This is a genomic window from Psychrobacter sp. PL15 (genome assembly GCF_035984995.1).
GTDB lineage: Bacteria > Pseudomonadota > Gammaproteobacteria > Pseudomonadales > Moraxellaceae > Psychrobacter.
This window is the reverse complement of the sequence record NZ_JAXCIB010000002.1, coordinates 283,847-302,921: the sequence shown is the minus strand read 5'-3', so window position 1 is coordinate 302,921 and position 19,075 is coordinate 283,847. Positions and strand designations below refer to the sequence as shown.

The following is a 19,075-nucleotide window of genomic DNA, read 5'->3' as shown; positions in this document are numbered from 1 at the left end:
TTACACTACACAATATTGGTGGTAACAACCTATGAATTATCATGATCCCCTACTAGGGAATGCCCAGTTGTATTCACCGGTCTCAACACCCCCTAATCTTGATAATAACAACCATATTAATAACCATATTAATAGCCCCCTATCCTCTTCTATAGCTGCGACGCCTGCTGATTCATCCATTGGCCCTTATGAACCATTAACAGACGGTTTTTCGCGACGTCTCACCTATCTGCGCTTATCGATCACAGACTTCTGTAACTTCCGCTGTGAGTACTGTTTGCCCAATGGTTATCAAGGCAAGCGTCCTGATGACGAGTTGAGTGTGGCTGAGATTGCTACGTTAATTCGTGGATTTGCCCAAGTGGGGACCCGAAAGGTACGAATCACAGGTGGTGAGCCTTCTATTCGCCGAGATGTAGTAGATATTATTCGAACCATAAAACAAACGCCTGGTATTGAAACTGTGGCGATGACCAGTAATGGTTATAAGCTAGGCAAGCATTTGGCCAATTGGCAAGCTGCCGGATTGAATCAAATTAACATCAGTATGGATAGCTTCGACGCGAGCACTTTTCACAAGATGACTGGCTTTGATATGTTGCCGCAGTTACTGGCCGATATGGATCAATTGCTAGCAACCACAGACATTAAATTAAAAATAAATGCGGTGCTAATGGCAGAAACTGCCTTTCAAACCTTGCTGAGCGCCATGGACTATATTAAAAGTCGTCCAGTGACCTATCGTTTTATCGAATTCATGCAAACCAGTGATAACAGCGATTTATTTTTTGCGCAGCACGCGCATGCTGGTAGTATTACTGACTACTTGCTAGAACATGGCTGGCAGCCGCATGATCGTGGTAGTGCCGATGGCCCTGCAATAGAATATAGTCATCCGGACTATGTTGGACGGATTGGTATGATTGCCCCGTATGCGGCCCACTTTTGTGATAACTGTAACCGTTTACGGGTCAGTAGCTTGGGCAAGGTACATTTATGCTTATTTGACCAAGGCAACTACGATATTAGAGACCACCTCAAGAACAATGATATTGGAGGTTTGGTCAGTGACTTACAAGGCTTTATGCCTATCAAGCCTGAGCACCATCATTTGCACGATTCTAATAGCGGCATGATGCACAACTTATCATTAATCGGTGGTTAGTCATTCAGCTACTGGCTTATAACCCTTGTTAACCTAATAGGTAGCATTGGGTTTAAGGCAGAGCTTATGGTAGCGCTTTTGATGACATTTCTATAACTTATAACCCTACTCTCATCATCAACATCATTAACATCATTAAAGTACAACAACTAAGGATTAACCATGACCAAGCCAGCCGCTGCGTTTAAGCCACTTAACATCGCTATCTTAACTGTATCTGATAGCCGCACACTAGCAGAAGACACCTCGGGACAGTATTTAGTAGACAGTTTAACGGCAGCTGGACATAATTTGGCAGACCGCCAGCTCATTACTGATGATATTTATCATATTCGAGCCGTTATCAGTGGCTGGATTGCTGACCCCAGTATTCATACGGTTATCACGACAGGTGGCACAGGATTTTTTGTGAGAGACAGTATGCCAGAGGCGGTCAGTGTGTTATTTGACAAAGCTGTTGACGGTTTTGGTGAAATGTTTCGGCTGATTTCAAAGGATGAGATTGGCATGTCTACCGTGCAGTCACGGGCACTCGCTGGCATGGCAAATAACACAGTTATATTCTGCTTACCGGGTTCATCTGGCGCCTGCCGGACTGGTTGGACAAAAATCATAGCCGAACAGCTTGATAGCCGTACTCGCCCTTGCAACTTTGTACCACATTTGATGGCTGAAAACCCCAGCCATGATTGATGGTTTGGCTAGCACAGATAATTCAGATGTCTTACATGACCTGAATATCTCAGATAATTCAAATGACCTATATGCTTTGGATGCCTTGAATGACTTGGATTTTTTAGCCGGCGTAGTCATTTTGGCTGGTGGGGCGTCTAGACGCATGGGTACAGCCAAAGCTGAACTGGCTCTGCCTAACGGCGAAATCTTGCTGGATTATCATGTACGACAGGCTATTGATTTAAACGTGCCCATTATGATTGCGGATAATGGCCGCGGCTTTACTGTCACGCCAGAATTACTTTCGTACCGTTTAAAGTCGCCTATTTTTCATATTACTGATTATGGTTCTACAGCGACTACCGATGGTAACGATACCGGTGGTGCCTTAGTAGCGATTGAATCAGCGATGCAGGCTTTAGTAAAACAGCTGTTGGCAAATGTAACTGACGCTGATACGCTAAAGAATAACGGTCCGTCTAAAAAGCGCTCATCCTGGTTGATGGTCATTAGCTGTGATAGCTTAATTCCTGCCACTGAACTTTGGCAAACGCTACGATCTCATACTAGAATATTAACTCATAACGATAAAGAAGAGGCTCAGCAGGCCAATCAAGTGCCGGATAAAAAAGTCATTTGTTTAACCGATGAGACTCATTTATACCCCTTGTTAGGGCTTTATCATTTAAGTATTGAGCCTGATTTAATGGCTTATATTGGTAGTGGAGAACGGCGGGTGATTAAGTTTATTGAGCCATTTTTACAGACGGTTCCTTTGTCAAAAAAATGGGCGCACCTGACTAACTTTAATACCCCTGAAGACTTCCAACAGGCTTGCGCTGCTTTAAATAACGTCTAAGCTAGCATTCGTTCAACTCATAACGATCTTTCATATAGTCATTTACCAAATAGTCATTTACCAAATAGTCATTTACTAAGTTCAATAAAAACCAAATATTCATAAGATACTAATACTATGCAAACAAGCCCGGATTCTACAGAAAATGCTCAACTTGACTTAACCGTGTCTGGCTTGTCTCATCTAGACAGTGATGGCGATATTAATATGGTTGATGTCAGCGGCAAGACGGCGACAACTAGAGAGGCACATGCTAGCGGACAAGTACGCTTTCCAAAGGATATTTATACTCAAATTAAAGTGGCTGATGGCATGACTAAGAAAGGCAGTATCACCCAGACTGCCCATATCGCTGGTATTATGGCGGCGAAGCGTACCCATGATCTCATTCCACTTTGCCACCCCCTACCGTTAGATAAAATTAGTCTGACTTTTATTTATGATGACAAGACTCAAGCAATTGTAGTGACGGCAACGGTAAAAGTGACTCATAAAACAGGGGTTGAAATGGAAGCGCTGACTGCTGTTAGCATTGCCTGCTTGACTATCTACGATATGACCAAAGCGTTGTCGCATGATATTGTTATTGATAATATTCATCTGCTTAATAAAACCGGTGGTAAATCAGAGTATCAGTTTCCATCTAATTAATTAAAATGGAGAACGCTATGAGCATTGTAGAAAAAAACATGGACCAAGTTACAGATACGGCTATAACAGACAGTACTATGGATATTAATGTTTTATATTTTGCTGGCTTGGCGGATGAAGCCAACTGTAATGAAGAGAAAATAACTGTGGCGCAATCAACCTCACTCACTGAACTATATGAGCAGTTGAGGGGAAAACATCGTTTTAGTCGTCCCCATTCGCAATTACGAGTGGCAGTGAATGATTACTTCGTTAAATGGACCGACGCTATTTATGATGGCGACAATGTGGTGTTTATCACACCAGTAGCCGGTGGCTGATATCGCGTTAAAAGTGTTCATTAATGAAAATTAGAGCGATAAGCACAGACTATATAAGTAGAGACTGCCCATGACAGCTAGCGTAAACAGTAATAATAATAATAGCAGTAGTGATGACAACACCGATACCAATATTGATGTAGAAAACGATAAAACAGACGTTCACAGCCAATCAATGCGTATTAGCCGTAGTGTTGATGACGCCTATGCGCTGGCTCAACGTGATGGTTTTTCTCTATTAGATATCGCCATTGATGAGACTAGACTCAGGCATATGCTTGATGATGACAGTTGCGGTGCCTTTGTCAGTTTTGAAGGCCGAGTGCGCAATCATAATAACGCCAGTAGCGTCGAGCGCCTGACTTACTACGGTTATGAAAACTTAGCGCTTAACCAAGGCCGTCAAATCATTGCAGAAGCAAAGAACAAATTTGAAATCACCCATGCCATCGCTATTCATCGTATTGGCGCGTTAGAGATAGGTGATATAGCGGTGTGGATTGGGGTGGTTTCGGCGCATCGCTATCCCGCATTTGATGCCTGCCGTTGGATACTGGATACTATCAAGGCTGATATACCTGTTTGGAAGCAAGAGTATTATGAGAATGAAGCCTCTAAATGGCTAAGTAACAATGGTTGAGTAACTGTCATTAAGTAACCGTCATTAAGTAAATTTGATTAAGTAACTGTCATTAAGTGAATTCGATTAATTAACTATGATCATAAACCCATTTTTGCTTATTCATTTTAGAAAGATATTTTAGAAGGTGGTTTTAGAAAGATGTTTAGCTGGGGTTTTTAGAAATGTATTTTAAATAAAAATAGCATTCCAAAGTCAGATCATCCTTGCTAGTAGTAATAAAACCACAAGCTTGTAAATATCAATTATAGATATCTATAAAAAAGGTAGGCTATGAGAATTCATACATTGAGTGGTCGCAGTACTCAAACTTTAATGCAGCATTTTACGGCGCCATCAAAAATTTTATTAACGCTAAGCGCATCTACTTGCCTACTATTGGCGCTATCAGCTTGTAGTAAAGAAAGCACTAGTGAAACGGCGCAATCAGTAGCTACTAATACAACTGAACAGACAAAAGCCTTACGCATTGCTGCCGCTGCTAACTTATCAGATGTATTGCCAGATATTATCAATGGCTATAAAACAGATAGCGACCTGCCTGACCAACAAATAGAAGTGACTTATGCTTCTTCTGGTAAGTTATACGCGCAAATAACAGCCGGTGCGCCTTATGATATATTTTTATCCGCCAACCAAACATTCCCTGCCAAGTTAGCGGATGAGTTAGCTGATAAAAAGCCCAAAGCTAAAAAGACTCATTTACCATTTACTTATACTCAAGGCCAACTGTCTCTATACAGCACGACCAAACCTGTTAGTGGCCTTAAGCAAACAACATTAACTGACCTATTTAAGAACAATGACCAGACCAAAATCACTATCGCTAATCCTGAGCTCGCCCCTTATGGCGAATCTGCAAAAGTGTATCTACAATCGCAAAATAGTTATGACTCACTTAATAAGCAAAAACGCTTGATCCAGGCTGAAAATATTGGCCAAGCCTTTCAATATGCGCATACCGGTAGTGTTGATTATGGCTTAGTTGCGCAATCACAAGTCGTAGCAATTAAAGCCAAACCTGAGCAATTTTATATTTTGCCACCAGACTCTTATCCCGCTATCTTGCAAGATGGCATTATCATCACTGATGTTGCTACGGCAACAGACTTTACTGATTATCTGCGCTCTGCTGCAGGACAAGCTTATTTTTCTAAAGCAGGTTATCTAGCAGTTCAATAATCAACCGTCATTCACGCTATAATTATCATTAATCAGTATCAACGTTATATAGTCAGTTCACAATAAAAAAATGTGTATAGCAATGTGCCACTGGTATAAATTTTTCTTGCGTGCTGTTCGCAAGCGTGACAGAGGCTGCAAAAAATTCATTCCAGTAGCACTGTATCTTGTTTAAATTGAATCGACCATAGTTAAACCCATATAAATCTGCTACCGCGTTAACCTCGCTTGACGGTAGCTTTGATAAGACGGCTACTATCTGCGTTTGCTTTTATTTTGTCAAAATTATCTAAATGCGCCTATATGATAAATCAAGCCCTTGTAACAGACATGCTCCTCCCCGTATGGGTGAGTATCAAACTTGCCGGTATTACCACATTGTGCTTGTTGTTGTTTGCGACCCCTTTAGCTTACTGGTTGGCTAAACCCAGCCATGGCAACATCGTCGGGCGCTTAAAGATACTATTGATGGGGGTAATTGCTATGCCTCTAGTCTTACCACCAACTGTGATTGGCTTTTACTTATTGCTATTACTAAGTCCGAATTTCGGTATTGGCAAATGGCTTGCCGAGCATAATATAAGTCCATTCGTATTTACTTTTGAAGGCTTGGTTATTGGCTCTATTATTTACTCACTACCGTTTTATATTCAGCCTGTTTATGCACAGTTTTCACGCATTCCAAGAAGCGTCATCGAAGTTGCCCATCTATTGGAGCCAAGTCGTTTGAGACGCTTTATCAGAGTGGCCTTACCACAGGCCCGTGTTGGTATCGTGCTTGGCAGCTTACTTAGCTTTGCGCATACCATTGGAGAGTTTGGCGTGGTCTTGATGATAGGTGGCAGCATCTCAGGTGAAACCAAGGTCGTCTCCATTGCTATCTATGAGCAAGTAGAAGCCCTTAATTACGAGGCTGCCCATACCATGTCTATTATTCTCATTGTAATAGGTATGATAATGGTGGCTTTGATTGCCAGCGTTAATAAGTTAAATCAATACCCATGAAACCGTACGTGTGAGACAGCACTTAAACTAAAAAGGCCTTTAAACACCGTAAGACTTAACGCTGCTCGTCTAAATGCTTAATATCATCTGGGCTAGCATCATAGACAGCATTCAGCTCATCTTCTGTCAGATACTTTTCAACCATAGGCAACAGTTCACGTTCTTCAAAGCGAATATGATCATATAGCAGATTAGCGAGTTCCCTGACTTGCTCAACAGTGATTTTTTCTATAGCGACTTGATCTATAGCGACTTGATCTTTAATTGATATATTATCAGTAGCATGGCCTTTTTTACTGTCTTGAGTGGCTTGAATCTCTGCGGTCAATTTATGCAGTCGCTTATGCTGCTGTTCTAGTTTACCAAGTACAGACGCCACTTCTGGCTGGTTAGATTGATGAGGTCGTAAGGCATTAACAATTAAGTTGTCTTCGATTTGAAAATGATCGTGCATATCACTCATATATGAGGATAGCGCTTGCCAGTGTTCGGTGACTTGTTGCGGGTTATCAGCGCATTCTTTAGCGTGACGTCCTACATGCAGTCCAAGATGATGTTGGCGAGATAACGGCTGTAACTGCTTGGCACGTTTCATAAATAAGCTCCTTTTTTATAGCATTCCATATTATAAGCACTCCATATTATAAGCACTCCACCTTATGCTTAACTATATACTAGTCGCGCATTCATTAAGAGTGGCTATCTGGACAGCAGGCCAGTTAAACACTAAATCTTAGTATTAGTTGTTCTGCCCAAATGGCCAACCGCTACAATAACGACAGCACACTCTGCTTAAGCTGCTTTAAGACTTGCTGATACTTATGATTACTGGTCTCGAGGGTACTCAGTCGGCCGTAACGTAACTGACGGTAATTTCTCTTAATATCATCAATCCGATCAATCTGATCACTGTTTTGTTGAATAGAATCGGGCTTACCTTTACCTAATATAGTAATGGCGGGTTTGCTACTGAGACTTTCTGAACTCTTTAAATCAGCTGAAGTCAAATCAGCTGAAGTTAAATCAGCTGAATCTAGAGTCGCCGAATTTAGAGTTGCTGATAAACGGTCAAGCCAAGCCAACTGCCCTTCATTTTCATAGCGAGTCAACGATTTATCTCGCTTACCAAGACGTTTAGAGAGCTTAACTAATGGCAGATCTGCGGGATGCCAACGCTTACGTCTACGCTGCCAAATCATAAGTGCAACAATACCTACTACGGTAATCGCGCTACCTGCCAGCCAAACAATCTGTTGCATCACAGAGCTAATATTAAGCCACTTTAATAGCGAGCCCGCTTGTTTATCCTGATCATAACCGACGATATCTTTTTGCCAGTAATAGCTGGCTTGATCCGATAAGCGGCGCAAGGTTTGCAGCATTTGATACTGCTGATAACTAATTTGTGCGCCAGCGCCATCACCGAACATTGTCGCCCCCTGCGCTTGGGTCAACGCATTCATCCCCTGCTCGACGCGTTCAGGAGCAACAAAGGCAGTCGGGTCGACGCGTACCCAACCTTGACCCTCGAGCCACGCTTCAGTCCACGCATGCGCATCCATTTGCCGTACTTCCCACACGTTACCACCGCGACTCAACTCGCCACCTTGATAACCGGCCACGACTCGCGCAGGGATACCCGCAGCACGCAGCATAAAGGTAAAGCTTGAGGAATAATGCTCACAAAACCCGGCTTTGGTATCGAATAAAAACTCATCAATACGGTTGGCATTGAGTCGTGGCGGTGAGAGGGTGTAGCGAAACTCAGTTTGGTTGATCCAGCGCTCAATAGCATTCATATAGCGTACTGGATCTGAGCCTGCCTGGGCGAATAGCTGCTTCGCAAGTGCCCGAGCTTTGGGATTGCCTTGGTTTGGTAGTGCTAGATTAAGGCGCCGTACATTGTCATCAAGTTTGGGATCAATACGCATAGGCGCATATCGCAACACGTCATAGCGTAGCTGCTGAGTGACTGGCTGATTTTTTAATAATGTAAAGTCGGAAGTAAGGCTAATACCTTGACTCTGAGCAAAAGGATAATCGAGTCCAAACAACCAACGCTGCTGGGTTGGCTCTAAGACAACTTCATAATTGATAGGTGCAAGTTTTACTTTATCAGCGGCAGTCGCAAATGCATTCTCGACCCAGGCAGGAGTTTGCTGCGCAGTCTCCCAGTTCCATTGCTGTTGCTCACGACTGGGACGCCAAGTCACCCCATCAAAGTCGCTAAATACTAGGCCGCGCCAATAAAGCTGTTCCTGGGGTGGACGGTTATCTTCAAATTGCACACGAAAGGCCAGCGCGGTCGATTGACCCAAATTAGCAAAGTCGCCAGGCGACATGCTATCAGATACCCCAGTGATTGCTTGCTGTCCTGACAGTTGCACCGACCACAGGGGTGGCAGACGCGGAAAGAATAAAAACAGCACGACCAATAATGGCAACGCCCCAACTCCCAACACCCCTAAGGTACGCAAACGCCCATCACCACGAGTATTGGCGTCATCGTTGAGCGCGATAAACGCCAATAAAATAGCAACCACCCCCACAATGACTTCTAAAGTGGTGAGTAATCCTTGGTCCATTAAGAACAACGACGCAAGGACAAATAGCGATAGGTTTAGCACGACATAGGCATCGCGGCGCCGGTATAACTCCCACAGCTTACTGATCAGACATAGTGCTAAAAATGCCACCCCCATATCCAGTCCAAAGGTAGCATCATAGGTCAACCATAAGCCTGCCAAGCCTAATAAAAACCCCAGCATTTGTATGCCTTGATAAATGCGCTTGAGATGGCGAGCTTGCTTAAACTTGGCTTTGATCCGAGGCAGCTGGGCAATAATGCTGACGAGCGCAAATCCCATTAACCATAATGGCAAGTGAGCGGCATGAGGCAAAATAACGATAACTTGAGTTATCAGTATCCAATAATAGGCGGGTAATGCTAATAATTTGTTATACCATCTCACTTTGACTGTCGATGTGATTGACGCATTATCTATTGAGTTATCTGATGTTAAAACACCTATTATTGAATCATCTACAGGGACATTAATACCAGCGCGCTGACCTAAAGCTAATAGTTCAAAAGACTGCTCGAAAGACCAATCAACAGCACCGTTAGATGTAAAAGACGATTGTTTTGAAGTGAAGCGTTTTGAAAGGGAACGTTTAGAAGGTTTTATGGTCATGGTGTTTTTGCCAGCCTTAATAAACAGGTCTGAGCAAACGCGTCACCTTGACCGATAGTTGCAGTCGCGTGCGTCTCATTTGGCAGTTGCATTTGAAACGGCACCCCAATCTGACTAAGAGTACGCAGACCATAAGCCAGTTGCGCCAGCTTTTGTTCATGATGCGCCGCTGGCATATCTGCGTAATCCAAAGTCTGCTCATGACCGACAGGATCAGCGAAATGTTTGGTGAGCATACCCTGCCCTCGCGCGACATGTGCCCAAGAAACGCGCGCCAGTGACTCGCCTTCAATATAATTATCTAACCGCTCAAAGTCATCTTGGCCTTGGGTATACTGACCGCCTGTTGGCAAATCCTCCGTACTAACTGCTAAATACTGCGCTTGCCAGTCAAAGGGCTCAGGTTTGGGATAAACCCAAGCCGTACGGGCAAAATAAACATATGACCATGCACGCATGATGCCTAACGGATAAACAGTCTTAATCTGTAATCGGGGCAGTTCAAGCTCACCGCGAGTATTAGTGAAAATAGGCAAACGAATAATCTGCTCATCTTGCAAACGTGGTAATAGCACTTGCGTACTCTGCTCAATATTCAATTGAATGTCATCTGGTCTATTATTGCTATCTTGAGATGAACGCTTAACAGTATCTTGTTCAACGCTTTGCTCAAAGCTAAATAACAGCTGGCGTCGTGGTTGTCGGCTTTCGCTACGCAGCTGTAGCGTTACCCATACTGGTGCACCCACTTCTGCTATTGTCACTTCCAGCAAACGTACTTGTAAGCCTGAGATATGCGCAAAGGTCACATGAAAACTTACCAACCATATGCTCACCAAGTAAAAGCACAACCCTAGTATCAGGTTATTGCCATAGTTAATACCAGCGATAAAAGTAATCACTAATAGCAAAGCAAAAAGCATACCTTCGCGGCTAAAGAAGATATAAACATTACGCAGATTAAGGGTAGCAGTGTCGCTTTTAGGAGCACGTTTAGCAAACCAACGTGCTAGCGCAGCCGTTAGCGGCTGGGTAAAACTACGTGGTAAAACGCTCATGACCACCCTATCAATATTCTAATTACTATGCTGATACTTGAATAGCACCTTTAAAGCGCTTAAATAATAACCGCTACCTCGGCCAAAATGCGTTGAGCGATAGTCTGTGGTGCCTGTCCACCGGCCGCATGCACTGGTACAAATCGCTGCCCTAATCTATGATCGGTAACCGCCGCAAATACCGCTTGAATATCTTCAGGTGTCATTTCGGCATGCCCCGATACATAAGCATAAGCTTGCGCTGCACGCTGTAGCGACAATACGCCGCGCGGAGATAAGCCGTGATACTCTTGGCTTGTGCGAGTCTTGGCGACCAACCGTTGCAGGTAATCTAACACCACATCCGCGACATACACCTGCTGTACACCTTGTTGGGCTAACAGTACCGCCTCAGTATCAAGCACCGCATCTAAGTCTTTTAGCAGCTCACGCCGATCTTGTCCTTGCAGTAGGGCACGCTCCGCAGCAGGCGATGGGTAACCGAGTGACAAGCACAATAAAAACCGATCTAGCTGTGATTCAGGGAGCGGATAGACACCCGCTTGCTGCAATGGATTTTGGGTTGCGATCACAAAGAATGGTTGTGGTAAGCGATAAGACTGACCATCTTGGGTAACTTGCCGTTCTTCCATCGCTTCTAGCAAGGCGCTTTGGGTCTTAGGACTAGAGCGATTAATCTCATCCGCTAATAACAGCTGGGTAAATATAGGGCCTTTACGAAAATTAAAACGCAGCGCCGCTGGGTCATAAATACTCATGCCTAAAATGTCTGCTGGTAGCATATCGTTGGTGAACTGCACTCGACTAAAGGTCAACCCTAATAACTGGGCCAACCCTTGCGCTAAGGTAGTCTTGCCCATGCCAGGCAAATCTTGTAATAACAGATGGCCGCCTGCCAGCACGCCACTGAGCGCTAACTTTATCACTTGCGGTTTATCCAGCACTATCTGATTCAACTGCACCAGCAATTGCGCTATTCGCTGCTGATTAAGGCGATAGTCAGCAGCGCTAGACGTAGAGGTATAGGTCGTTTTTGACGATGGATTGGGTATCTCTGAGGGTGATAGGTCAGTATAGGTATCAGGCATAAAGGTTACCGGCTCATTTTTATCATTATAAGTTATTTAAAGGTGAAATTAGCAAAAGCCCGTATGTTAAAAGTAAGCCTAAAACGCTTAACCGTTGATTTATCAAAAGCTTGCCGCCGGTTTTTGTGCCGGATCTGTTGATATTTCAACGGGATCATTGCTCATTTGCGTGCGTTCGGTATTGGCATTAGTATCCGTATCAACTGCTACCGGATAGCCATCGGCATCAAGAACCGGAACGGCTGCGCGCAAAGTAGACAAATAAGCAATAATATCCGCTCGTTCGCTGGCATCTGGCATCGGATCTGCCAACATTTTCGAATCAGTCATGACCTTCTCGGCATCCGCGATATAGGGATCAAGGGTCTTGGCATCCCATACCCAACCTGACGTTGCCAAACCCTCACTATAGTCATAATCGGCTAAATCTGCTGCAGGTGCGCCATAGACGTTCATCAATTGCGGGCCTTTTTCGTTGCTTCCTGGATTTAACTTATGACACTGTCCACAGGCCTCTCCAAAAATTAACGCACCGCGATCAGCATCACCTTGGGTGTATAGCGGCAGGGTGACAGGAGTACGATAATCAGGCGGCGTTCGCTCACCACAGGCGGTAAGTAATAGGACTGCAAGAAGGACACCGCTGAATTGACATTTAATAGTGATAGGCATGATTTTATAATCTTTAGTTGGGTGGCATTAGCGATATGTAAGCCTCCATAGACAATGATCCATAGATGGCACCACCTAAATCGCCATGCAAAAATGGCTTGCTAACGCTTGAGAAATCCTCAAAGCATTGGCTATTATTTATTGCTTTATTAGGTATTAAGTTTCATGAGTAACTTGCATCGTTTTTCTGGGCTCTTGTAGATAAAAGCCTTGCAGATAACGTGCCCCAACACTCCATGCTACTGACATGGTCGCTGCATCCTTGATATAAGGCATCAGCACATCGATCCCAAGCTCACTAGTACTTACGATCAGTGATTTGATAGTTTCTAAATTGTCTGCAGTATCGATATCTTCTACATAACTGCGGGCTAAGCGTATCATATCAGGCTGTACAAAGTTGGCAATTTCAATAGACTTGGCAGACGAACCAAATTTATGAATACCAACCTGGCAATTGACTGCGCTAAGCGCTGCAAATTGAGACTTGGCCACCGTCAAATGATTGGTAATATCTTGTTCATTAAATTGTAACGTTAAAGCACCGGGTGCACCGCCAACTGCTTTGATTAGTTGACTGGCAACATTTGGTAGTTTTTTATCAATGAGTGAGGCGCTGGTTAACTGCACCAATAATCGCGCTTCAGGATGAGATTTTCGGATGTCGTTAATTTTTTTACAAGCGCTAATCAGTAGCCAACGATCTATTTTTTCACGCAGTTGATGATTTTTGGCGACCGCCATAAATTGATTAGGGGTCAACACCGTATTGTCAATATCGGCCAAAGGTAAACGCAGATACACTTCAAAAAAGTCACTACGATCATTATTGATATCGTACATTGGTTGAAATAATAGCTCAAAGCGATTATGAGCAATCGCTTCGACTAGAGATTCGGCGAGCGCATTATCATCGCTAGTGGCATGTTTGCTAGGGTCGTATAAATAATAGCTGCCACCTTTATTGCTAGTCTCAACCATAATATGGGTGACGGCATCCATGGCTCGCTCAAGCAATACTTTTTGCTCGGCTGTATTCTGCTCAATTTTAACGATTCCGATACTAACGGTGGTGTTAGTAGTACGCTTATCCACTTCAATGAGCATGTCACTAACACGCTTACCAATACCCACAGCCAGTTCTTCAAGAGCCTTGGTTGACTGGTTTTCTACTAATATCGTAAATGCCGTATCACTAAAGCGACTAACATGACCCGCTGGCACCATGTCAGCAAGCACATAAGCGACTTGCTGAATGGTGGTATCCACCCCTTGCAAACCTAAACTGCTTCTAATTTTGCCAATATTATCCAGCTGAAGATATAACAACCCTGCAGTTATTACGCCCTTCATGGCCTGCTGGTGTATGGTACTTAACTGCTCTTCAAAACCGTGGCGGTTGTTAAGCCCCGTCAAGCTATCTTTACGCTCAGCCGCCGCTAGTTGTTTGGTAAGCTCATCGCTATTATTGCCACTTGGCTGGAGAATAATCTGGGTAACGGGTTCACCATCGAAGGTCGCCGCCGCCAATTGTAGCTTGGCCTCAAAAGTGTCTCCATTCATACGTAGGCTTTCAAAACTGAACTCGACTTGCGCGCGACTGCCTTGATCAAACTGACGTAAAAACTGCTTAAAGTCTTTAACGTTATCACCGCCTGCAATCAAATCAATAATGGGTATCCCAACAACGTCGCTCATGGAATCGAAACCAAATAGCTTAAGATAAGGGTCATTAGCAAAGATATGAATACCTTGATCTATATAAGCGATGGCGCTTTTGCAGTTTTTGATTAAGATATCAGCGCGCTGCTCCGCCTCAGAGAGAATATGGCGCAGCTGCTTTAGTTGGCGGCGACTACGTAAACTATCATGCTGTAAACAAATCGCCATCACCACTGGGGTCTCTTTATCTGCCAATAGCGCTTTGACCATGGTGCCACTGATAACAGCAGGCAGCCCTTCATCATTGCAACCGGTCACTGCAGTGTCTTCGTTCATCAAGCAGATCGTGGGCAAATCAATACTTTGCTCTTGGATAATACCCACCACATCCGTAAAGCTCATGTCATACGCCTGCCCAAATACTAAAACATCCCACGGCTGCCGTAGCGATTTTAGCAGCTCCTCTTTATCATCTAAAAAACCTAAGTTAACCTGTTCATAATAAGAGCCTAACAAGTGCACAAGACGCTCAGCATAGAGCTGATCATCGTCGATAACCAATAGATTTAAGATAGAATGGATACGCATAGGAGGCCTTTTTAGTCTTAGGATCGTATGTTTGTCTTTTAATTCGCAGCCGTCTGAAACCGGAGTAAAGCCATCAACTATTATAAGCGATAAGTTAGCCGACTGCTGATTAACTTACGATCAACATTGGAGTATCTGCCGTTCTTAATCGTCGATATACCGACGTGTTGGTAACCTTACTTTAGAAGAAAACACTCTTCCACGATCAATACAATTAGCATCACTATAATATCTAGTAGTGACACCATATAGCCAGTTCAAAATAAAATAGATACTTTTGTGCCAGCGTGCTACTGGTATAATTTTTTCTTGCTTGCTGTACCTACGCAGACAGAGACTGCGAAAAATTCATAACAGCAGCACTGTGTCGTTTTTAAGGTATTTTCACTATAAAATTTGTATACCACAGGCTTTGATAGTCACTGACCGATTAAGATCTCACTGCTAATTGCTAATGACCCTATCTTATAATAGCCATATCTTATGATATTGCCCATTTTAAATAGCTTTGTAAATGTCAATCGGTACCTTAAACGGTCTATTCGGCAACTCTCTTACCAACTTAGGTATCAAATAGCCTGGTAATTCAGCTAACAGTTGCCAATAAAGCTCAGTAGCCCTCTGCTCGTCGCTATCAAAATGAGCAGCACCAGACACTTTATCTAAGACATGCAGATAGTAAGGCAATACCCCAGCAGCAAACAAACGCTGGCTTAGCGCCACTTGAGCGGCAACGCTATCGTTGATACCTTTTAATAACACCGCTTGATTTAATAAAGTGATGCCAGCGACTCGAGCACGCTGTAGGTATTCTGCAGTAAGGGTATCGATTTCGTTGGCATGGTTGCAATGAATGACCATCACCACATGACAGCGACTTTGTGCCAATCGGTCCAATAGCGAATCTTCTAGCCGCGCTGGAATAACAACAGGTAGGCGCGTGTGCAGTCGAATAGTGGTTAACTGCGGAATAGCTTCTAAGATATCGAACCAGGCAAATAGACGGCGATTAGTGACATTTAAGGGATCGCCACCACTTAATATAACCTCATTGATCTCAGGATTTACAGTAATATAATTGACAATATCTGCTTGTGCAGAAGCGGTTGGCATATTGGCACTGTAGTCAAAATGCTGACGAAAACAGTAACGACAATGAATCGCACAAGCACCGGTAATCGTCAGTAGTACTCTTGATTGGTACTTATGAAGCAAGCCTTTAGTCGGATTATGCTCATTTTCGGCTAGTGGATCAGAGACATACCCCGTTACCGCGATTTGTTCCTGTTGATCTGGTAGCACCTGCTTCAATAACGGATCATCACTATCACCGACGGTCATCTTTGACACAAAAGCGCGCGGCACTCGCAGCTCAAAATGAGTGGGCAGATAAACCTGGGCTCGTAGCGACTCAAGCTTTAGGATACTAAGTAGCTCATCAACTGAGATAATTGCTTCGGATAATTGCGTTTGCCAGTTTTTTTGTGTGATTAAATGGTTTATCATGACAACCTAACACCTGTGCCTAAAAGCCAACATTATACGCTGTTAGCAGGCAGTCTATCAAAGCATACGAGTCAACTCTCAAACGCTTAGCATGACAGCAGCTCTTAACGCAGCATGTTCCAAATCTAACTACTGAAATCCAACTACTGATCATGATTAGTGATAATAATCGTTTATTATCACTGTTAATAACAATTAGCAATCCTTAGGAGTCTCTTGTGGCAAGTGTTTCTACCAACGAATTTAAAGCCGGTCTAAAAGTGATGCTCGATGGCAATCCTTATGCCATCATTGAAAATGAATTTGTTAAACCTGGAAAAGGCCAAGCATTCAACCGCGTCAAAATGCGCAATCTACGTAGCGGTAGAATGTTAGAGCAAACTTTTAAGTCAGGCGATAGCCTGGAAGTAGCTGATGTCATAGACACTGAAATGAACTATCTATATAACGATGGTGAGTTTTGGCATTTCATGCATCCTGAAAGCTTTGAGCAGCTGCAGGCGGATAAAGTGGCAGTCGGTGATACGGTAAAGTGGCTAAAAGAAAACAGCAACGCCCTTTGTGTCATTACTTTATTCAATGGCGTACCGCTAACCATCACCGCACCTAACTTTGTTGAGTTGCAAATTACCGAAACGGATCCTGGCGTGCGCGGAGATACCTCAGGCGGTGGCGGCAAACCTGCTACTTTAGAGACTGGCGCGGTCGTTCGTGTACCACTATTTGTGCAACAAGGCGAAACCGTGCGCGTCGATACCCGCACTGGCGATTACCAAACTCGAGTCAGCTCATAATATCTATATTTAGGGCGCTATCTTAGGGTAGTGTGCTGATATTAGTAACAAACTAAAAGCCTAGCCGTCTGATAAACGGTTAGGCTTTTTTATGTCATAATTTACGAGAAAACAGTTATAAAAGGTTAAGCATGGAAAGAGTCTTTATCGAGGATAATAGCCATAAAAAAACCATCATGAATATAGCCATCAAGACCGATATAACGGCGGCTTTGAGAGTTAACTTCTAGATATCTACTCTGATGACGATTGTTTATGCATGAGCCAATATTGCACCAAGGCGTTCAGTTGTTCTTTTTTGAATGGCTTGGTGCAATAATCTTGCATACCTATCTTTAGATATTTTTCGCGCTCACCATCCATCGCATTAGCAGTCAAAGCAATGATGGGTGGAAGCACCTGGGGATCATAGAGTGTATGCAACTTAATCGTTGCCTGTACGCCATCCATAATTGGCATGTGGTGATCCATCAAAATTACATCATAACGCTCAGGATGTAAGGTAAAATGTTCGATAGCTTGTTGCCCATCAGTGACGTGAGTGACGGTATGACCACTACTGTGTAGCGCTTTTTTAGCAATGATAGCGTTGACAGTGTCGTCTTCGACTAATAGGATATGACCGGTACGCTGAGGACTGGAGGCGTTAATCGTATTATCATTCGAATGTTGCCACGCTTCATACGCCACCTCATCAATAGCTGGTAGCGGTAACAATACTTTAAATGTGGTACCCGCACCGACCACGCTATCTACTATAATCTGACCGCCCATCAGCGTCACCAAAGACTTACATACGGACAATCCAAGACCCGTACCACCATAAAGGCGATGGGTCGACTTATCCGCCTGATCGTAAGCATTGAATATAGCACCTAGCGACTCAGGCTTGATACCAACGCCAGTATCCGTAATGTCAATACATAGTGTCATGCCACGACAGCTGATATCATCAGTCTCAGTCTCTACAAGGCTGTAATCACTATCACTATAATCATCACAATGCGGCACATGCATGACATCAATACTGACACGACCACCTTCACGAGTAAATTTAATAGCATTATTGACTAAATTTGCCAAAATTTGTTTAAGGCGTACCGGATCTCCTTGCACGTATGGGGATAACGATTCCGTATAATGATACTCTAAGACCAGTCCGCGCTGTCGTGCTTTGATAGCAAATAGGCTGACAACTTCATTGCATAAAGTAGATAAGTTCATCGGGATAGCATCAATGGTCATTTTACCCGACTCGACCTTTGACAAGTCCAAGATACCGTTGATAATCGCCAGCAAATGATCATTGGAAATCTTTATATTATTCACATATTCTTTTTGCTCGTGGCTAAGCTCCGTTTCACTCAGCATCTCTATCATGCCGATAATACCGTTCATCGGTGTCCGTATTTCATGGCTCATATTGGCCAAAAACTCTGATTTCATTTCATTAGCGTGCTTTGCGTAACGCTGATTTTCTTGCAATTGCAGGGCATCCGCTGCCATCACGGCAAACTGGGACAATAAATTAGCCTGCTTATTATCAAAGTTATGGTTAGGCTCCATGCTCATCAGACATAATGATCCTAGACGATAAGTCCTATTGTCTTCGTGTAAAATGATCGGCGCACCAGCATAAAACCGTAAATAAGGGGGTTCAGTAACTAGTAGGTTTTGGCTAAAACGGCTATCGCGTGACAAGTCTGGTACTACAAATACCTCATCGGACATTAAAGTATAATTACAGATAGACACTTCACGCGTGGTCGTCTGAAGACCACCAAGCCCATGAGAAGACTTTAGATATTGTGTCTGCTCATCCATAAAAGTAATGGCCACTACAGGTACGTTAAAGAACAGCTTTACTAGCTCAGTCAGACGCGTAAAGGCGGGTTCTTCATCATTATTGAGCACTTGATAATGACGAAGCTTTTCGATACGAGCGTCTTCATCTATCGCTACCGGATAATCATATATAGACAAGATAACCTCCATAAATCAATATTAATGCTCATT

At 43.5% G+C, this 19,075-nt stretch carries 17 protein-coding genes; 9 read left to right on the top strand and 8 right to left on the bottom strand.

The genetic code is table 11. The features are described 5' to 3' along the window. Positions 1 to 31 precede the first annotated feature (31 nt). The 8 genes from moaA to modB all read left to right on the top strand — a co-directional run bounded on the left by moaA (position 32) and on the right by modB (position 6,497). Positions 32 to 1,165 (top strand): GTP 3',8-cyclase MoaA, encoded by a 1,134-nt coding sequence (moaA, locus tag RCH20_RS02795; RefSeq protein WP_327192499.1) that lies wholly within the window; start codon positions 32 to 34, stop codon positions 1,163 to 1,165. A gap of 162 nt (positions 1,166 to 1,327) precedes the next feature. After that, entirely contained in the window at positions 1,328 to 1,858 is a 531-nt protein-coding gene (moaB, locus tag RCH20_RS02790; RefSeq protein WP_327192498.1) for a molybdenum cofactor biosynthesis protein B, read from the top strand. Further along, positions 1,851 to 2,699: a molybdenum cofactor guanylyltransferase gene (gene mobA / locus RCH20_RS02785; RefSeq protein WP_327192497.1), complete on the top strand. Its 849-nt coding sequence runs from the start codon at positions 1,851 to 1,853 to the stop codon at positions 2,697 to 2,699. The genes moaB and mobA overlap by 8 nt, the downstream gene beginning before the upstream one ends. Before the next feature lie 117 nt (positions 2,700 to 2,816). Continuing rightward, positions 2,817 to 3,350, top strand: coding sequence for a cyclic pyranopterin monophosphate synthase MoaC (moaC, locus tag RCH20_RS02780; protein WP_327192496.1), 534 nt, complete (start codon positions 2,817 to 2,819; stop codon positions 3,348 to 3,350). Between the two features lie 17 nt (positions 3,351 to 3,367). Beyond that, positions 3,368 to 3,670, top strand: coding sequence for a MoaD/ThiS family protein (locus RCH20_RS02775; protein ID WP_327192495.1), 303 nt, complete (start codon positions 3,368 to 3,370; stop codon positions 3,668 to 3,670). 175 nt (positions 3,671 to 3,845) lie between these two features. Then, positions 3,846 to 4,310 carry a molybdopterin synthase catalytic subunit gene (locus RCH20_RS02770; protein WP_327192548.1) on the top strand — a complete coding sequence of 155 codons (465 nt, stop codon included), beginning with the start codon at positions 3,846 to 3,848 and terminating at the stop codon, positions 4,308 to 4,310. A 273-nt stretch (positions 4,311 to 4,583) separates the two neighbouring features. Next, positions 4,584 to 5,492: a molybdate ABC transporter substrate-binding protein gene (gene modA / locus RCH20_RS02765; protein WP_327192494.1), complete on the top strand. Its 909-nt coding sequence runs from the start codon at positions 4,584 to 4,586 to the stop codon at positions 5,490 to 5,492. Positions 5,493 to 5,795: 303 nt separating this feature from the next. Then, positions 5,796 to 6,497, top strand: coding sequence for a molybdate ABC transporter permease subunit (gene modB / locus RCH20_RS02760; protein WP_209956562.1), 702 nt, complete (start codon positions 5,796 to 5,798; stop codon positions 6,495 to 6,497). Between the two features lie 55 nt (positions 6,498 to 6,552). Here modB and RCH20_RS02755 read toward each other — a convergent pair whose 3' ends face one another. From RCH20_RS02755 to epmB, 7 genes are all read right to left on the bottom strand, one after another. Continuing rightward, a complete protein-coding gene (locus RCH20_RS02755; RefSeq protein ID WP_327192493.1) occupies positions 6,553 to 7,092 on the bottom strand; it encodes a hemerythrin domain-containing protein in 540 nt (179 codons plus the stop codon). 172 nt (positions 7,093 to 7,264) lie between these two features. Next, complete coding sequence (locus RCH20_RS02750) at positions 7,265 to 9,691, bottom strand: transglutaminase family protein (RefSeq protein WP_327192492.1); 2,427 nt, start codon at positions 9,689 to 9,691, stop codon at positions 7,265 to 7,267. Then, on the bottom strand, positions 9,688 to 10,749 hold the full coding sequence (locus RCH20_RS02745; RefSeq protein ID WP_327192491.1) for a DUF58 domain-containing protein: 1,062 nt from the start codon (positions 10,747 to 10,749) through the stop codon (positions 9,688 to 9,690). The genes RCH20_RS02750 and RCH20_RS02745 overlap by 4 nt, the downstream gene beginning before the upstream one ends. Before the next feature lie 59 nt (positions 10,750 to 10,808). Further along, positions 10,809 to 11,837 (bottom strand): AAA family ATPase, encoded by a 1,029-nt coding sequence (locus RCH20_RS02740; protein WP_327192490.1) that lies wholly within the window; start codon positions 11,835 to 11,837, stop codon positions 10,809 to 10,811. A 102-nt stretch (positions 11,838 to 11,939) separates the two neighbouring features. After that, positions 11,940 to 12,509, bottom strand: a complete 570-nt coding sequence (locus RCH20_RS02735) for a c-type cytochrome (RefSeq protein ID WP_327192489.1) — start codon at positions 12,507 to 12,509, stop codon at positions 11,940 to 11,942. A 156-nt stretch (positions 12,510 to 12,665) separates the two neighbouring features. Further along, the gene (locus RCH20_RS02730; protein ID WP_327192488.1) at positions 12,666 to 14,759 is read right to left on the bottom strand and encodes an EAL domain-containing protein; all 2,094 of its coding nucleotides are present in this window, start codon (positions 14,757 to 14,759) and stop codon (positions 12,666 to 12,668) included. 498 nt (positions 14,760 to 15,257) lie between these two features. Continuing rightward, positions 15,258 to 16,265, bottom strand: coding sequence for an EF-P beta-lysylation protein EpmB (gene epmB / locus RCH20_RS02725; protein WP_327192487.1), 1,008 nt, complete (start codon positions 16,263 to 16,265; stop codon positions 15,258 to 15,260). A gap of 218 nt (positions 16,266 to 16,483) precedes the next feature. On the opposite strand from epmB, the gene efp reads away from it, so the two are divergent. After that, positions 16,484 to 17,059, top strand: a complete 576-nt coding sequence (gene efp / locus RCH20_RS02720; RefSeq protein ID WP_209956555.1) for an elongation factor P — start codon at positions 16,484 to 16,486, stop codon at positions 17,057 to 17,059. A 234-nt stretch (positions 17,060 to 17,293) separates the two neighbouring features. On the opposite strand, the gene RCH20_RS02715 is transcribed toward efp, so the two are convergent. After that, a complete protein-coding gene (locus RCH20_RS02715; protein ID WP_327192486.1) occupies positions 17,294 to 19,042 on the bottom strand; it encodes a GAF domain-containing hybrid sensor histidine kinase/response regulator in 1,749 nt (582 codons plus the stop codon). Positions 19,043 to 19,075: the final 33 nt, after the last annotated feature.

Excerpts from the sequence above, each read along its gene's own strand:
- moaA (WP_327192499.1), top strand. The coding sequence starts at position 32 with ATGAATTATCATGATCCCCTACTAGGGAATGCCCAGTTGTATTCACCG.
- moaB (WP_327192498.1), top strand. The coding sequence starts at position 1,328 with ATGACCAAGCCAGCCGCTGCGTTTAAGCCACTTAACATCGCTATCTTA.
- mobA (WP_327192497.1), top strand. The coding sequence starts at position 1,851 with ATGATTGATGGTTTGGCTAGCACAGATAATTCAGATGTCTTACATGAC.
- moaC (WP_327192496.1), top strand. The coding sequence starts at position 2,817 with ATGCAAACAAGCCCGGATTCTACAGAAAATGCTCAACTTGACTTAACC.
- RCH20_RS02775 (WP_327192495.1), top strand. The coding sequence starts at position 3,368 with ATGAGCATTGTAGAAAAAAACATGGACCAAGTTACAGATACGGCTATA.
- RCH20_RS02770 (WP_327192548.1), top strand. The coding sequence starts at position 3,846 with ATGCGTATTAGCCGTAGTGTTGATGACGCCTATGCGCTGGCTCAACGT.
- modA (WP_327192494.1), top strand. The coding sequence starts at position 4,584 with ATGAGAATTCATACATTGAGTGGTCGCAGTACTCAAACTTTAATGCAG.
- modB (WP_209956562.1), top strand. The coding sequence starts at position 5,796 with ATGATAAATCAAGCCCTTGTAACAGACATGCTCCTCCCCGTATGGGTG.
- RCH20_RS02755 (WP_327192493.1), bottom strand. The coding sequence starts at position 7,092 with ATGAAACGTGCCAAGCAGTTACAGCCGTTATCTCGCCAACATCATCTT.
- RCH20_RS02750 (WP_327192492.1), bottom strand. The coding sequence starts at position 9,691 with ATGACCATAAAACCTTCTAAACGTTCCCTTTCAAAACGCTTCACTTCA.
- RCH20_RS02745 (WP_327192491.1), bottom strand. The coding sequence starts at position 10,749 with ATGAGCGTTTTACCACGTAGTTTTACCCAGCCGCTAACGGCTGCGCTA.
- RCH20_RS02740 (WP_327192490.1), bottom strand. The coding sequence starts at position 11,837 with ATGCCTGATACCTATACTGACCTATCACCCTCAGAGATACCCAATCCA.
- RCH20_RS02735 (WP_327192489.1), bottom strand. The coding sequence starts at position 12,509 with ATGCCTATCACTATTAAATGTCAATTCAGCGGTGTCCTTCTTGCAGTC.
- RCH20_RS02730 (WP_327192488.1), bottom strand. The coding sequence starts at position 14,759 with ATGCGTATCCATTCTATCTTAAATCTATTGGTTATCGACGATGATCAG.
- epmB (WP_327192487.1), bottom strand. The coding sequence starts at position 16,265 with ATGATAAACCATTTAATCACACAAAAAAACTGGCAAACGCAATTATCC.